Source organism: Acidilutibacter cellobiosedens (assembly GCF_004103715.1).
Classification (GTDB): domain Bacteria; phylum Bacillota; class Clostridia; order Tissierellales; family Acidilutibacteraceae; genus Acidilutibacter; species Acidilutibacter cellobiosedens.
Genome location: NZ_CP035282.1, coordinates 377,959 through 394,150 on the forward strand (window position 1 = coordinate 377,959; position 16,192 = coordinate 394,150).

The following is a 16,192-nucleotide window of genomic DNA, read 5'->3' on the forward strand; positions in this document are numbered from 1 at the left end:
TATTTTAGTTGGCCGTATTTATATTATAATATATATATATACCTTTGCTCCATTCAAAATTAAAAAATTAGAGGATAAATATGAAAGATAATAAATATTTTTTAGGAATCAAGGGGAATAAAATATTTTATAGGTTAATCAAAACCAAGCGGAAAACTGTAGGGATAACCATTGATGAAAAAGGTGAAGTCAAGGTATCCGTACCTTTGTATATTGACGAAGAGAAAATCAGGGAAATAGTACAACAAAAAGCTCCTTGGATTGAGAAAAAAATAAATGAAATTCGAAGTATGAATTTAAATACAGTGCATAGAGAGTTCACTGACGGTGAAAGCCTCTTTTATCTTGGAAAGGAATATGTCTTTAAAATAATAAAGGAAGATTTAAATGTACCTAAAGTAATAATCAATGGTAATATTATTGAAATGTATATAAGTGAAAACCTGCTTAAAGAAAACTCAAAACAGGTGATAAAGGAAATATTAATTAAATGGTACAGACAGAATTTTGCTGAAATTGTTAAAGACAGAATTGAAAAATATTCTTTATTGCTAAAAGTGAAATATAAGAAAATAAAAATAAAGGATCAAAAAACTTTGTGGGGAAGCTGCAGTACAAAGGAAAATATTAATCTCAATTGGAGATTAATTATGGCGCCTTTTCCTATAATTGATTATGTAGTTGTACATGAGCTTTGTCATCTGAGATTTATGAATCATTCCAAGGATTTCTGGGCTCTTGTGGAATCTGTTATGCCTGATTATCCTGAAAGAAGAGAATGGTTAAAAGTGAACGGATATAAACTGACATTGTAGGATTGACCTATTAAACCATTATAGAACTGTAGGAATGATGGAAGGGGCTGTAAGCTGGCTTAATAGATGGTTGTTTAAAATTTTATTTTGGGAGGTGTATTATGGCAAATACAGTTTGGTCGGAAAATATTCAGGGAATTTTAAATCTCGATTTAAGCAGGGAAATGAGATTTAGAGATGACAGAAAGAATTTATATTTGAACTTGCTTGGCCTTAAAGAAGGAATGACTGTAGTTGACATCGGATGCGGGCCTGGAACCCTTACGAGAAAATTATCCTGCTGGCTTGGAGAAAAGTCAAGAATAATAGGGATAGACAGAGACACAAAATTTATTGATTATGCAAGGAATAAAGCAATGGAACAAAACCTTCACAATATAAATTATATTGAAGGGGATGCGCTAAGTTTACCGTTGGAAGATAATTCGGTTGATGCATGTATATCATACACTGTAATTGAGCATTTGCCTAATCGAGAATTTTTATCCGAGCAAAAAAGGGTGTGCCGTTTAAAGGGAAGAGTATCCGTAATGTATGCAAGACCTGATAAATACATAAAAACCGAACCGAATTTGTTGCTAAGCCCAAGTGAACGGGAGGAAGAACTTTTATCCAAACTGTTTAAGACAACATATGAAGTTGGTGAAAGATATCATGTAGGAAAATACTGGCCGGATTCTGTGGAACTGCCTAAACTATTCGAAAAAATAGGTTTTAAGGATATTCAGGCAGATGCTGTTGCAATTCCTATTGCCACTGACGATTCAAGAAATTGTTATGAAGAAAAAATTAAAATCGTTGAAGGAGAAATGAAGCAACTTTTTGAAAGCATCGATATAGGATTAAAATCGAATAGTGATGGATTGACAAGTCGGGAATTAATGGAATTAAGACAGTTAGTCTCAGGCAGATTTAATAAAAGGATAAATTTTATAAAAGAAGGGGTAAGCCTTTGGGATTATACGATTGTGATATCCCAAATAGTTTCAGGTTCAAAGTAGTCTTAAGAGAAGTTTATTATGAAATAAGATTGATTAAATATTAAGAAGATTATGTATTATAAATAAAGAAAGCTGTCGATTTGTGTAAAATCAACAGCTTTCTTTATTTCTCAAATATCTTTTATGCGTTAATTCAGCAAACTGCATATAAACGATTATATAATTTTGTTCATCTTTACATAGGCCAAATGCGTTTTAAGTGATAGAATAGAAAAAATAACAATAAGAATTCAGAATTAATTAAATCATTATACAAATGAAATTTATATTGATGAAATATTTATATTAGAAGGCAAGGGAGGAAACATGTAATGATTTTAAAACAAGTTATAGAAATATTTGAGTTGTTGGATAAGCCGAGTGCTAATGGTGGCGAGGTTGCAAAATATATCGAAAATTATGGAAACGATAACCTAAAAGTAAATGTGGAAACTGTAAAGGGAAAACAAGGAAGTACGGATTTTATAAAAATTTTAATAAAAGGGAAAAATGGGAAAAGTAATAATGGCTCCGCAAAGACATTGGGCATAATCGGGAGATTGGGAGGATTAGGAGCAAGGCCGGAGATGAATGGATTTGTTTCTGATGGAGATGGAGCGTTGACTGCACTTTCGGCTGCATTAAAATTAGTTGATATGAATACAAAAGGAGATATTTTAGAGGGTGATGTGATAGTTGCAACTCATATATGCCCTGATGCTCCGACACTAAAGCATTATCCGGTTTATTTTATGGATTCTCCTGTAGATATGGATACTATGAATAGGTTGGAAGTTTCAGATGAAATGGATGCAATATTGGCTATAGACACAACTAAAGGAAACGAAATACTCAACTACAGAGGGTTTTCAATATCACCGACAGTGAAAGACGGATATATTCTAAAGGTTAGTAATGACATTATAAATATTATGAAAAGAGTGACGGGGAAACCCCCTGTAGTATTCCCCCTTTCACAGCAGGATGTAACTCCTTATGGCAATGAGTTATATCACTTAAACAGTATTCTTCAACCTTCTACTACAACCAGTTCACCGGTAGTGGGGGTTGCCATAACAACTGAAACATCTGTAGCCGGTTGTGCCACAGGTTCAACTCAAGTTACTGATGTGGAGACGGCAGGTAGATTTGCCATAGAAATTGCTAAAGAATACGGGCAAGGGAAGTGTAGTTTCTACGATGAAAAAGAATTTGAATTATTAATTAAACTGTATGGAGAAAACAGAAGATTTCAAAGGAAAGGGAATATATAGTTTTAAATACTAAATATGTTGATAACTCAGTGAACAACTATATTTAGGTTAAAATAATGATTTATTATGAGGAGGAAAAGGAATGAAAAAGAAACTATTATTACTGTTTTTAGTTTTTACCATGGTATTATCATTAGCATTGACTGGTTGCGGCAATAAAGAAACCGCCGATCCATCAACCGGTAACAAAAATACAACAGATGATAATTCCTCCGATAGTCCAAAAGAAGGCGGAATGTTAACTGTTGCATTGGCTGCTATCCCTAAGACATTAGATCCTGTTAAATATACCGGTATATATGAGTCAAATGTTATTCACAGCATAGCCGATACTTTAGTTTATTATAACAAGGCACTAAACAAAATAATTCCGGGGTTAGCAACAAAGTGGGAAATATCAGACGATCTCAAAACGTATAAATTCACTTTAAGAGATGATGTATATTTTCAAAAAGGTAAATTCCAAGACGGAAGAAAAATGACAGCTGAAGATATTAAATACAGCCTTGAAAGATCAGCAAAAGAATCTGTTATGAAAAGATTAAGAATGTTAGAAAGTGTTGAAGTTGTATCCGATACAGAAATTATTTGTCATTTAACAGAGCCAAATGCAGCCTTTTTAACGGTTCTAACGGATGCAGGCAATGTTATAGTTCCAAAGGAAGAAGTTGAAGGTTGGGGAGAAGATTTTGGTACTCATTTAGTTGGTACAGGTCCCTTTGCATTTAAAGAATGGAAAAACAGCGACAGCATTGTTCTTGAAAAATCGAAGAATTATTGGGGAGAAAAACCGCATTTAGATGGTGTTACTTTCAAATTTATAACGGATCAAAATATGATGACAAACGCACTAAGGACCGGAGAAATTGATGTAGCTACAGATGTAACGGGTGAAAGTATACAGGCTATAAAGTCTGATTCAAATTTGGTATTGAATGAAAAGCCGGCACTAAAGATAATATATATGTCGATGAACTTGATGGAAGGACCTACGAAGGACCCGAAGGTAAGAGAGGCAATTATTTCAGCAATAGATGTAGATGCGATGGTTAAGGGTTTATATCCGTGGGGAGAAGCACAAAGAGCGTATTTAGCATTACCTACAGGATCCTGGGGATATGATGCATCTTTGGAAAAAGAAGTGCCGAAATATGATCCTGAAAGAGCAAAACAACTTATGAAGGAAGCCGGATATCCCGATGGTTTTAAAACCGAAATATATGTATCGGGAAGTGATAAAGCTGCAGTTATAATACAGGATTATTTAAAGAAAAATCTAAATATCGACGTTAAGATAAACTTACTTGAATGGGGAACGTTCAGTGAAGTGGTTTCCAAGGGAAAAGCTCCGATGTATGCTATGTCATGGACATGGTATCCTGACCCTGATTTCTTCTTGTATCAGATGTTTCATAGCAAACAAATCGGCTCTTTAGGGAATGGTCAGGGATTTAACGACTCCAAAGTAGATGAATTGTTAGATAAGGCAGTATCAGAGACTGCCGATCAAAATGAAAGGGCAAAATTATACAAAGAAGCTTTAAAAATAATTACTGAAAACAATGGAAGAATTAATTTTGCGAATGGAAAGATTATAGATGGAATAAATAAGAAGGTACACGATTTTGAAAGAGGTTCTGACGGTACTATATTCATTACGAATCCAGAAATAAATGTATGGAAAGAATAAGTCTTAAAAGGTAAAATTGAAAAGTCCTATATAGCGATATATAGGGCTTTTCAATAATCTTTAACAGAGAAGGTTGAGGTGAGCTGGATTGATTAAATATTCATTAAAAAGAATACTGGAATTAATACCAACTGTATTTGTAGTAGTGTTTATAGTATTTGTCGTAACCCGTGTCATTCCTGGGGATCCTGCGGCTGTTATGTTAGGACCTCAAGCCAGTGTAGAAGCTGTAGAAGAACTAAGAGAGAACTTAGGTTTAAACGATAGTATAGCAGTACAGTTTGGCAGGTATTTGAAAGGAGTTGTACATGGGGATTTAGGTAAATCCTATTATTACAACCAACCTGTTACAAAACTTATAAGTGAAAGATTTCCCAATACTTTGGTATTGGCTGTTATAAGTATAATAATCGGACTTTTGATAGGTATACCTGTGGGAGTAGTATCGGCAACTAAACAATATTCAGTTTTTGATTATATATCTATGATTTTAGCCTTAGTTGGCATATCGGTACCTATATTTTGGTTAGCTATGATGGCAGTGTTGTTATTTAGTGTAAACCTCGGATGGCTGCCGTCTGTAGGAATGGGCGAAGGGGGTTTGATAGATATTATAAAACATTTAATTTTACCTTCACTTTGCCTTGCAACAGGACCTACAGCTACCTTTGCCAGGTTTACCCGTTCGAGTATGTTAGATATAACTAAACAGGATTATATAAAAACAGCTCATGCGAAGGGACTAAAGGAAAAATTGGTTATATGGAGGCATGCATTTAAAAATGCTTTACCTCCTATTATTACTATAGCAGGTATGCAATTTTCGTCGTTATTATCCGGTGCGGTTTTGACAGAGACCATATTTAGTTGGCCCGGATTAGGGAAGTTAATAGTTGATGCAATACAAAACAGAGACTATACTCTTGTCCAAGGAAGTGTTGTATACATGGCCTTTGTATATATAATAGTAAATTTGGCAGTTGATATTTGCTATGCATTTTTAAATCCAAAGGTTAAAGCTTCCTTTGAAGGCAACGGAGGTGGAGAAGGATAATGACTGATGGAGATAAAAACAGATTAGTTGAACAGGAGAAGAAAGATTTAGAAACAATGAAAAGAGAGCAGAAGGCCAATAGCTTTATGAAAAAGCTGTTAAGGAATAAAACTGCAGTTATAGGCCTTGTAATCATTGTATTTGTAACATTTTCGGCTATTCTTGCACCGGTGTTGGCACCTTATGATCCTACTGCGGTTAATTTAACTGAAATATGTTTGAAGCCGGGAACAAGGGGGCATATTCTGGGAACAGATGAATATGGAAGAGACCTGTTGAGTAGGGTTATATATGGTTCGAGAATATCCATTGTTGTTGGTGTCGGAGCTACACTTTTGGGAGCTTTTTTGGGAATTGTTCTTGGGCTGATTTCAGGATATAATGGCGGAATTATAGATACGATAATCATGAGGATTATGGATGGCATGTTTGCATTCCCGTTTATACTTTTGGCTATAATACTTATGACTGTACTCGGCAGTGGTGTAAACAATGTAATATTTGCCATAGGCGTTGCCAATATACCGTACTATGCGAGAATCGTAAGAGGTCAAGTTTTGATTGTTAAAGAGGAAGATTATTGTCAAGCAGTTAGAGCCTTGGGAGCCTCTAACTATAAAATAATAAAAGATCACATATTGCCCAATATTGCTTCTCCTATAATTGTTTATGCTACTTTGAATATAGCCGGAACTATTATTTCTGAAGCGGGACTTAGTTTTTTAGGTTTAGGGATTCAACCACCAACTGCATCCTGGGGGAATATTCTAAAGTCAGGAAAAGACTACTTGCTGACATCCCCTCATATAGCAACATTTTCCGGTCTGGCCATATTGATTACAGTTATTGGTTTTAATCTTTTTGGTGATGGCGTAAGGGATGCATTAGATCCGAAGATGAACAAATAGTGTTAAATAATATTAGATGGTGGTGAAAAAGATGAATGAAAGGTTATTAGAAGTTAATAACTTGCAAACATATTTTTATACATCCTCGGGAGTAGTAAAGGCAGTAGACGGAGTGAGCTTTTCACTTAAGAAAGGACAGACTTTGGGAATAGTCGGAGAATCCGGTTCGGGAAAAAGTGTCACTGCTTCGTCTATCGTGAGGCTTGTACCTTCGCCTCCTGGGAAAATAGCGGGTGGAGAGATAATCTTTGATGGAAAAGATATACTGAAATTGTCACGAAAAGAGCTTTTAAATGTAAGAGGAAGAGATATAGCTATGATTTTTCAAGATCCGATGACAGCTTTAAATCCGGTGTTTACCATAGGAAAACAGATAAGTGAAGCAATACTTGTTCATAGGAAAATATCGAAAGATGATGCTAAGAAGCTGACTATACAAGCTTTGGAAACTGTGGGAATATCGGATGCGGAGTCAAGATATAAAAACTATCCTTTTGAGTTTTCAGGCGGAATGAGGCAGCGTGCCATGATAGCTATGGCAATTGTATGTAACCCAAAACTTTTGATAGCTGATGAACCCACGACTGCCTTAGATGTGACTATTCAAGCCCAGGTATTGGAACTTATGAAAAATTTGCAAAAAGAATTAAATACATCTATCCTTATAATCACCCATGATTTAGGCGTAATATGGGAAATGGCCGATTATGTTATGGTTATGTATGCTGGGAAAACTGTTGAATATACGGATATGATAAATCTTTATAAAAACCCTAAACATCCATATACGTGGGGGCTCTTGGATTCTATACCAAAGAGAAACAGTGAAAAGAATGAGCCTTTAAATACTATAGAGGGCAATCCTCCGGACTTAAGGAACACAGGAGTCGGCTGTAATTTTGCCGGCAGATGTCCATATGCAAAAGATATATGCAGTAAAAAGCAGCCGCCTCTTATAGAATTGGAAACAAATCACTTTGTTGCTTGCCACTTTCAAACAAAGAAAGAAGCTCTTACAAGAAGGGGTGATATATAGTGAGCAGTCCCATACTAAAAGTAGAGAATTTAAAAAAATATTTTCCCGTAAAGAGTGGGAAATTATTTGGAGAAAAAGCATATTTAAAGGCCGTAAATGATGTAACTTTTTCAATAGAAAAGGGAAAGACTTTAGGACTGATTGGTGAATCTGGTTGTGGAAAATCGACTGTAGGAAAAGCTGTCATGGGGCTTTTCAAGGCAACGTCCGGCAGCATTAAATATCAGGATAAGGATATAAGCTCCTATAGTTCAAAGGAGATAAAGAAATTCCGCAGAAATGTTCAGATGATTTTTCAAGATCCTTATTCATCTCTGGACCCGAAAAAGAGAATCAGCTATGCTGTTCAGGAACCATTATATATACACAACATAGGAACTCCTAAGGAAAGGCTTGAGAGGGCAAAAGAACTGTTAGAAACGGTAGGCCTCAGCTACTATTATATGAATAGGTATCCTCATGAGTTTAGCGGAGGGCAAAGACAGAGAATAAATATTGCCAGGGCATTAACCTTAAACCCGGAACTGTTAGTTTGCGATGAACCTACATCAGCATTGGACGTATCTATACAAGCTCAAGTTTTAAACCTTTTTAAACAATTACAGGAGAAGTTTGAACTGACATATTTGTTTATTTCTCACAGTTTAAATGTAGTTAAATATCTGAGCGATAATATTGCGGTAATGTATCTTGGCAAAATGGTGGAATTAGGAGATTCCAACGGAATATATAAAAAACCCCTTCATCCTTATACTCAGGCACTTTTTTCCGCAATACCTACTGAAGACCCGACTGCCAAAGTTGACAGAATAATCCTGAAAGGCGAAGTACCAAGTCCGCTGAAACCGCCTTCGGGATGTCAATTCCACAACAGATGTCCTTATGCTAAGAGTATTTGTAAGGAATTGTCACCGGAATTAGCGGAAATTGAAAAAGACCATAAGGTTGCCTGCCATATATATGAAGATGGATGGACATCAATGTAAGGGAGAGGATAACAAAATGACAGATAATATTTTGAAAGATAGATTGTGGAAATATATAGATGAAAGAAACGAGGATTTGATAAAACTCTGTAGCCGGCTTATAGCAATTCCAACAGAAAATCCTCCGGGCAATATGGAAGATGTGACTTCGTTTATCTGTAACTATTTAAAGAGTAAGGGTATTTCATATGAAGTCCTAAGACCCAAGGAAAATAAGCCCAATATAGTGGCTAAATACGGAAAAGAAAAGGGAACAAGGCTTTTATTTAACGGTCATTCAGATGTAGTACCGGCCGGAGATTTGAAAAAATGGGATTTCGAACCCTTTTCCGGAGAAGTAAGAGATGGGAGGATTTTAGGAAGAGGAACTTCTGATATGAAAGGAGGCTTAGCATGTATACTATTCGCTATGGGACTTCTTGCAGAAGAAGATGTATCCCTAAATGGGCAGCTTATATTGACTATTGTTCCTGACGAAGAGATAAGCGGAGACATGGGGACAAAATGGCTGGTAGAAGAAGGAATTGTTGACGGAGACTATTGTGTAGTAGCGGAACCGACGGGATATGACAACTGTGAAGTCGGGCAGAAAGGTGCTTTGTGGTTGAAGTTAACTGCAACGGGTGTTTCAGCTCATGGGAGTTTGTCACCTTATGTAGGAAAAAATGCTATAAGAAAGATGATGGATTTTTTAGATGAAATTCAAAAACTAACGGAAATCCACGGAGAATATGAAGGTGAAGTCAAAGAGGTTATGTCGGAATCCAAAAGGGTAGCAAAAGAATGTCTGAAGGCTCCCCAGGTAGAAAACATTTTGGATCATATAACAGTAAATATCGGAGAAATTCATGGAGGTACAAAGACCAATATGGTCGCAGACCATGCAGAAGCATACGTTGATATCAGGATACCTATAGGAATAAATTCAAAAGACATATTAGATAGGGTTGATAAGATAATAGAAGATTTGGATGGAGGAATCACATACACTTACAGTTGGAGGTCTGAGCCTAACTATGTTTTGATAACTAATCCCTTGGTTAAGTCAGTCGAAGCTAATGCAAAGGATGTATTAGGCATAGACATAACTGCGACGTATCAATGGGCTTCCAGTGATGCCAGGTATTTTAGATACAAGGGCATTCCGACAATACAATACGGACCTGCCAATACAGAGGGTATCCATTCATATAATGAAACAGTGGATATAAAGGATTTAATAAGTTCAGCTAAGGTATATACCGGTATGATATTAGACCTTCTTAAATAATTGATTTTAAAAGAGGTGTTAAAGATGCTCTTATTAAAAAACTGTAATGTTTTCGATTCTTTAGAGGGGCAGTTTTTTTTAAGCGATATTCTTATAGAAGACGGCAAGATAAAAAAGGTTAAAAAAAATATAATTGTGAACAATTTAGATACTAATGTTATTGATGTAAAGGGGAATACAGTATGTCCCGGTTTTATAGACGGGCACAGCCATATAGGCATGTGGACATTAAACGATAAAGGAAATGATGCCAACGAATGTGTAAAACCTTTGACTCCGGCGCTGAGAGCCATAGATGGATTGAATCCTCATGATGAAGCTTTTAGAGATGCTTATTCTTCCGGAATAACAACAGTTATGATATGTCCCGGAAGCGGAAATGTTATAGGAGGACAAGCTGCTATTATCAAAACATACGGCAGCAGTGTTGAAGAGATGACTGTAAAGAGCCCTGCCGCTATGAAAATTGCTTTCGGGGAAAATCCGAAAAATGTCTATTCGGCTCAAAAAAAATCTCCGAGCAGTAGAATGTCTACGGCATTTCTTATAAGAGAAATGCTGAATAGGGCAGAGAGGTATTATGAAGAAGAAAAAAATGGTTCATACCATGAATATGATGAAGAATTAGAAGTTTTTATACCTGTTTTCAATGGAGAAATACCTTTGAAAATACATGCTCATAGATTGGATGACATAATGACGGCTATAAGAATCGCGGAAGAATTCGGGCTTGACTATACATTGGATCACTGTACGGAAGGATATATGGCCGCAGATTATATAAAGGAGAAAAATATTCCGGTTATGTTAGGACCATTGTTTTCCTTTGCTACTAAAGTAGAAACTAAAGATGCTTGTGCGGAAGCACCGGCAATTTTTAACGATAAAGGAATTTTGATATCATTTATATCGGATCATCCCTTTATGAATTGCAAATTTTTACCTTTATATGCAGGACTGTTGTCAAGATACGGCCTTGATATGATAGACGGATTAAAGGCCCTTACGATTAATCCCGCAAAAGCATTGAGGATAGACAATAGGGTTGGAAGTATTGAAGAGGGAAAAGATGCGGATTTGGCAGTATTTAACGGAGAACCCTTGGAAACTATGACAAAGGTAACTTTGACAATTATTAATGGGGACATTGTATATAAAGATTTTGATTGATTGGGGGATTAAAGATGTTACTGCTTAAAAATGGGAAAATTTTCACAATGGCAGATGATAAAGTTATATATGGTGATATATTGATAGATAAAGGTAAAATTGTTAATATAAATAGCTCTATACATGAAGAAGGTGCGGAAATTGTGGACTTAAGAAATCATATTGTTGTACCGGGATTTATTGACGGTCACTGCCATGCTGGTATAACTGAAAGCGGTGTTGGGGCTGTGGGAAACGATATGGATGAAAAGAGTGATACTTTAAATCCTCAATTGCTGGCGGAAGACGGAATAAATATCAGAGATTCCGCTTTTGAAGCGGCAGTCAGGTCCGGTATTACTACGGTTTCCGTTGCTCCGGGAGAATCCAATGTTATAGGGGGCAAATCTTGTGTGATAAAAACCTATGGGAATATATTAAAAGAAAGAATAGTGAAGTCTTCTTCCGCTTTAAATATTTCAATCGGGGATTTTGTAAAAAGACTTGATGACGTTAGAACAGAAATGCCGAGATCAAGAATGGCTATAACGTATATGATAAGAAATTTCTTAATCCGGGCTAAAAAATATTATGAAGAAACTAAAGATAAAGGTGTAGACGGGAACCATTTTTGTGAAAAGTACGAAAGTGTCAAATCCATATTTACGAAGGAGGAAAAGGTAGAAATTTGTGCTCACAAAGCTCAAGATATACAGACTGCTCTGAGGCTGAAAAAGGAATTTGATTTGGATTTGATACTGACTTATTGTACGGAAGGATATTTAATTGAATCCCAGATAGATAAAAATATCCCTTTAATGTTGGGACCTTATTTAACAGATAAATCGAATTTTGAGATGGAAAATAGGAATTCTAAATCTCCGGCTGTTTTTTCCGAAAGGGGTTTTAATACTTGCCTTATCACAAATCATCCGGATGTTCCTTTAGATTTTTTACCCGTTTGCGCAGCTGTAGCGATTAAAGACGGAATGAGTTTTGAAAATGCTCTTAAATCAATAACTATAAACCCCGCAGAGGCACTGGGTGTAGATAATAGAGTGGGAAGTATAGAGGTTGGAAAGGATGCGGATATTGCTGTATTTGACGGGGATCCATTTAAAGCTAAAACCAGAACTTTCATGACTATAGTCAATGGAAAAATTGCTTATAGGAGATGTGGATATGAAAAGAGTAGCAACTATAACTATAGGACAGTCACCCAGAATTGATTTGGTACCGGAAATATCAAAATATATGAGTGGTAATATTGAAATCGTGGAATATGGCATTTTAGATCCATATACCTATGAAGAATCAGAAAAAATGCTAAAACCCGGTAGAGGGGATAATGTTTTAGTCAGCCGGATGAGAGACGGCAGGGAGATAAGGATGAAAGAGGAGCTGGTTCCGGATCTTATTCAGAAATGTATACACAAGATTGAAGGAGAAGGTATTAACACTATATTTTTGTTATGTACAGGAAAATTTCCCGAGTTTGAACATAAAGGGCTTTTTATAGAACCCTTTTCCCTGCTGCATTCGATAGTAAAAAATGTGGTCAGCGATAGAATAGGGGTTATTGTCCCGGACAGTTCTCAAATTAAACAATCAATTAAATACTGGCGGGAAAGCGGAAATGAAGTTTCTGTAAGGGCGGTTTCTCCCTATAAAAATTTTTATGAGGAGATAGAAAAAGAAACATTAGAGCTAAAAAAAGAAAACTTACCTCTGATAGTGTTAGATTGCATGGGTTATTCTTTAGAGATGAAGGAGAAGGTTAAGGCAATAACGGGGAAACCGGTTTTGCTGCCGCGAATCGTTATGGCAAAGCTTTTAGAAGAATTAGCATAAATTAACTGAGGAGGAGATATATATGGGGAAAAAACCTATTACTGCTGATATCATCGACAAGTGTTCGGAGTATTATAGGTCCGATAAAAATAATAAGGTTTATTCGGATGCGGTTATGAGAAACGGACTTGTAGAAGTTAGTCTAAATCATGATTCTATAAAAAATATGCATTTTGACTTTTCAGATGAAATAGAAGTAGGCAGAGTTACAGCCCAGAAAAAGACTGCAAGATGTTGGATGTTTGCAGCTTTGAATACAGTAAGGTATAGTATTTCTCATAGTTTGAAGATGAAAGAAGTGGATTTTCAGCTGTCCCAAAACTATATATATTTCTGGGATAAATTTGAAAAATCCAATTTGTTTTTAGAAAATATTATAGAAACAATTGACAGAGAATTGTCTGACCATGAAGTGGCCGGATTATTAAAAGAACCTCAAAGTGACTGCGGACAATGGGATATGTTTGCCAAGCTTATAGAGAAATACGGAGTAGCTCCGTTATATGCAATGCCGGAAACACAAAGCTGCACGGATTCAAAGATTATCAACGAAATAGTTAATGAAAAGTTGAGACAAGGGGCAAAAGAACTCAGAGATATGCATAGAAGCGGGAAACCATTAAAGGAAATCGAAGATCATAAAGAATATATTCTTATGGATATGTATAATATTATATGCCATTTTCTTGGGGAACCTCCTGACAAATTTGATTTTGAATACCGGGATTTGGACGGAGTATTCCATAGGGATAAGGATATAACTCCACTGGAATTTTACCATAAATATTCTAAAGTTAAACCGATTGATTATATAAGTATTATTAACTTTCCGACAGATGACAAACCTTTTGGAAATACTTATTCATTAAAATATCTTGGAAATGTAGTTGATGATGAGCCGATTAAGTATTTAAATCTTGACATTGAGGTTCTAAGGCAGCTTACCATTGCACAAATTAAAGACGGAGAGCAAGTTGTATTTGGATGTGATGTGGGTAAGATGTCTCATAGAGGATTGGGAATACTCGATATAAATCTATATAACTATGAGGCAGTTTTAAATACTAAGTTCAACATGACAAAAAAGGACAGACTTATGTATAGAGGAACAAGCTTAACTCATGTTATGACATTTACAGGGGTAAATCTTGTTGACGGGAAACCAAACAGATGGAAGATACAAAATAGCTGGGGCGAAGCTGAAGGAAAGAAAGGTTTTTATATAATGAGCGACAGATGGTTTGATGAATATGTGTTTAAAGTTATCATAAACAAGAAACATATAAGTAACGAAATACTTAAACAATATGAAAAAGCTCCTATAATACTGAGTCCTTGGGACCAGGTCGGTCCGTTGTTTTAAAAAATAAAGATACCAGAACAATTTGACTCTGGTATCTTTATTTTAAATTTAAAGAAAATATGTCATGTATTTTCAGGCCTAATTGAAGTACAAGCCGTGTTTCGGAACTGTCGATATCTAATCCTATGATCTTTTCAATCTTTTTAAGCCTTTGGTACAATGTATTTCTGTGGATAAATAATTTATCTGCTGCTTCAGAAAAATTGAAATTATGCTTAATAAGAACTTGAATAGTTTGGAACAATTGAGTATTATTTTCTATGTCATAGGAATATATTTTTCCTATTCCATTGTTATATAGCCTTTCAAGTATAGGTTCACTTGGATATTTATATAAGAAATGATATATTATCAAATCATCATAAGCATAAATGGTTTTCCTGTTTTTAAATATTTTGGCTCCTATTTTTAAACTAAATATTGCATCTTCATAAGCTAAATTCAGTTCCTCCAATGTATCATAAGCTCTGCTTACGCCGATAGAAAATTTGTATTCGGGTATTTGAAATTCCAAAGTGTTTAAAAGGTCATTGTATTTTTGAAGCAGTTTTTCATTTGGAATATCATGCTTCAATCTGATAAATATAATAGATGAATTATTTGTTATGGCATAATCTTCATAGAAATTAGTTTTGACAAAATTTAGAGCTTCATTAATAATATTTCCTGGTATCTTTTCAGATGTCAATGGATCAGAATGGCTTCTTTTCAGCGGTCTTATATTTATTATCCATACAAATCTTTTTAAATTGTATTCTATATTGAAAAACTTTGCTTCCTTCTCAATGGTATTCTTATCGGAGTATAATCCATACAACAACCCTCTTATGAACTCATCTTTGGATTTGTTATAGGCTAATTCTTTTTCATGATAGGTTGTCAGAGATATAATCATAAAAGGTATAGCTTCATTGGAAATTTTAATATTATAATTGTCTCTATCAATTTCCTTAGATTTTTCTACAATACAAAGGTATCCTAATTTTCTGTCATAGGTTTCCAACGGATATATTGTATATGCCTCGCTATTACTATTATATACAATTGGGTTAAGGGTAGATAAGGTATTTGACTTGTTATTTTTAATCAGAGAAATTATAGTATCTGTAGCAATTTTTTTCCCCTCAATTAAGAAGCCGGTATCAGCAAAATCGACTATTTCCCCATGAGACGATAATAACAGCACAAGCCCGTTTAAATAATGTGTAAGCATATTCAGAATATTATTTGCAGAGAAATAGCTGCTGTTTTTTAAATGAATTAGATTATTTTTAAATTGCTCAACTAAGAAACAGTTTACATTTTTGATAAATTTAAAAGGCGAAATTATATCCGCATAAGTAGTATCTGCCGGTATTTTAATAATAGGGAAGTTTGCCTCATAAAGTTTAATCATCTGCTGAAAGTGTTTAATAATCTTATCATTTATATTGCTGTTATATATAAGCCCTAATAGCGCAATATTTTGTTCTTTTAGCGTATTGAAAGTACTGACAAAATTTATTTTTTCCTTGATTATAATATCAAGAGAAATAATAACAAAATCTCCTTTGCTGAATTGAATGTTTTCATGAGGAACATTTATTATTTTAATATTTTTAATACTGTTATTTAAATATTCATTTCCGGAAATAACTTCAAAATTACTGAAGTTTTGGTTAAGATGAAATATTTCCCGAACTTTCATTAAGAATTCACCCTTATCTTTAAATGTTTTTAGTAAATAGTATACTTTATTATATTAATATGTTCAAGTGCATATATAATATTAGGGATAATTCTTTTTAAAAGAACTATCCCCCTTAGACAGTATTTC

The 16,192-nt window shown here is 34.9% G+C and carries 14 protein-coding genes; 13 read left to right on the forward strand and 1 reads right to left on the reverse strand.

The annotated features are described in order from the left end of the window. Window positions 1-80: 80 nt before the first annotated feature. From EQM13_RS01875 to EQM13_RS01935, 13 genes are all read left to right on the forward strand, one after another. Window positions 81-815, forward strand: coding sequence for a M48 family metallopeptidase (locus tag EQM13_RS01875; RefSeq protein WP_114218957.1), 735 nt, complete (start codon window positions 81-83; stop codon window positions 813-815). A gap of 101 nt (window positions 816-916) precedes the next feature. Continuing rightward, window positions 917-1,816 carry a methyltransferase domain-containing protein gene (locus tag EQM13_RS01880; protein WP_128751793.1) on the forward strand — a complete coding sequence of 300 codons (900 nt, stop codon included), beginning with the start codon at window positions 917-919 and terminating at the stop codon, window positions 1,814-1,816. A 311-nt stretch (window positions 1,817-2,127) separates the two neighbouring features. Then, entirely contained in the window at window positions 2,128-3,069 is a 942-nt protein-coding gene (locus EQM13_RS01885; protein WP_071139863.1) for a DUF1177 domain-containing protein, read from the forward strand. Between the two features lie 82 nt (window positions 3,070-3,151). Next, on the forward strand, window positions 3,152-4,759 hold the full coding sequence (locus tag EQM13_RS01890) for an ABC transporter substrate-binding protein (protein WP_071139862.1): 1,608 nt from the start codon (window positions 3,152-3,154) through the stop codon (window positions 4,757-4,759). Window positions 4,760-4,847: 88 nt separating this feature from the next. Next, window positions 4,848-5,813 carry a nickel ABC transporter permease gene (gene nikB / locus EQM13_RS01895; RefSeq protein WP_071139861.1) on the forward strand — a complete coding sequence of 322 codons (966 nt, stop codon included), beginning with the start codon at window positions 4,848-4,850 and terminating at the stop codon, window positions 5,811-5,813. Beyond that, a complete protein-coding gene (locus tag EQM13_RS01900; protein ID WP_206172773.1) occupies window positions 5,813-6,721 on the forward strand; it encodes an ABC transporter permease in 909 nt (302 codons plus the stop codon). The genes nikB and EQM13_RS01900 overlap by 1 nt, the downstream gene beginning before the upstream one ends. A 31-nt stretch (window positions 6,722-6,752) precedes the next feature. Next, the gene (locus EQM13_RS01905) at window positions 6,753-7,757 is read left to right on the forward strand and encodes an ABC transporter ATP-binding protein (RefSeq protein WP_128751794.1); all 1,005 of its coding nucleotides are present in this window, start codon (window positions 6,753-6,755) and stop codon (window positions 7,755-7,757) included. Continuing rightward, complete coding sequence (locus EQM13_RS01910; RefSeq protein WP_071139858.1) at window positions 7,757-8,743, forward strand: ABC transporter ATP-binding protein; 987 nt, start codon at window positions 7,757-7,759, stop codon at window positions 8,741-8,743. The genes EQM13_RS01905 and EQM13_RS01910 overlap by 1 nt, the downstream gene beginning before the upstream one ends. Next, on the forward strand, window positions 8,685-10,013 hold the full coding sequence (locus EQM13_RS01915; protein ID WP_206172775.1) for a M20 family metallopeptidase: 1,329 nt from the start codon (window positions 8,685-8,687) through the stop codon (window positions 10,011-10,013). Before EQM13_RS01910 ends, EQM13_RS01915 begins: the two co-directional genes overlap by 59 nt. Window positions 10,014-10,037: 24 nt before the next feature. Further along, window positions 10,038-11,183, forward strand: coding sequence for an amidohydrolase (locus EQM13_RS01920; RefSeq protein ID WP_128751795.1), 1,146 nt, complete (start codon window positions 10,038-10,040; stop codon window positions 11,181-11,183). A gap of 14 nt (window positions 11,184-11,197) precedes the next feature. After that, window positions 11,198-12,391: an amidohydrolase family protein gene (locus EQM13_RS01925; protein ID WP_128751796.1), complete on the forward strand. Its 1,194-nt coding sequence runs from the start codon at window positions 11,198-11,200 to the stop codon at window positions 12,389-12,391. Continuing rightward, window positions 12,345-13,013 carry an AroM family protein gene (locus tag EQM13_RS01930; protein WP_071139855.1) on the forward strand — a complete coding sequence of 223 codons (669 nt, stop codon included), beginning with the start codon at window positions 12,345-12,347 and terminating at the stop codon, window positions 13,011-13,013. Before EQM13_RS01925 ends, EQM13_RS01930 begins: the two co-directional genes overlap by 47 nt. 22 nt (window positions 13,014-13,035) lie before the next feature. Further along, window positions 13,036-14,376: a C1 family peptidase gene (locus EQM13_RS01935; RefSeq protein ID WP_128751797.1), complete on the forward strand. Its 1,341-nt coding sequence runs from the start codon at window positions 13,036-13,038 to the stop codon at window positions 14,374-14,376. Between the two features lie 37 nt (window positions 14,377-14,413). On the opposite strand, the gene EQM13_RS01940 is transcribed toward EQM13_RS01935, so the two are convergent. Then, window positions 14,414-16,063 (reverse strand): helix-turn-helix domain-containing protein, encoded by a 1,650-nt coding sequence (locus tag EQM13_RS01940; RefSeq protein ID WP_128751798.1) that lies wholly within the window; start codon window positions 16,061-16,063, stop codon window positions 14,414-14,416. Window positions 16,064-16,192: the final 129 nt, after the last annotated feature.

Coding starts and splice junctions, on each gene's coding strand:
- EQM13_RS01875 (WP_114218957.1), top strand. CDS start 81: ATGAAAGATAATAAATATTTTTTAGGAATCAAGGGGAATAAAATATTT.
- EQM13_RS01880 (WP_128751793.1), top strand. CDS start 917: ATGGCAAATACAGTTTGGTCGGAAAATATTCAGGGAATTTTAAATCTC.
- EQM13_RS01885 (WP_071139863.1), top strand. CDS start 2,128: ATGATTTTAAAACAAGTTATAGAAATATTTGAGTTGTTGGATAAGCCG.
- EQM13_RS01890 (WP_071139862.1), top strand. CDS start 3,152: ATGAAAAAGAAACTATTATTACTGTTTTTAGTTTTTACCATGGTATTA.
- EQM13_RS01900 (WP_206172773.1), top strand. CDS start 5,813: ATGACTGATGGAGATAAAAACAGATTAGTTGAACAGGAGAAGAAAGAT.
- EQM13_RS01905 (WP_128751794.1), top strand. CDS start 6,753: ATGAATGAAAGGTTATTAGAAGTTAATAACTTGCAAACATATTTTTAT.
- EQM13_RS01920 (WP_128751795.1), top strand. CDS start 10,038: ATGCTCTTATTAAAAAACTGTAATGTTTTCGATTCTTTAGAGGGGCAG.
- EQM13_RS01925 (WP_128751796.1), top strand. CDS start 11,198: ATGTTACTGCTTAAAAATGGGAAAATTTTCACAATGGCAGATGATAAA.
- EQM13_RS01930 (WP_071139855.1), top strand. CDS start 12,345: ATGAAAAGAGTAGCAACTATAACTATAGGACAGTCACCCAGAATTGAT.
- EQM13_RS01935 (WP_128751797.1), top strand. CDS start 13,036: ATGGGGAAAAAACCTATTACTGCTGATATCATCGACAAGTGTTCGGAG.
- EQM13_RS01940 (WP_128751798.1), bottom strand. CDS start 16,063: ATGAAAGTTCGGGAAATATTTCATCTTAACCAAAACTTCAGTAATTTT.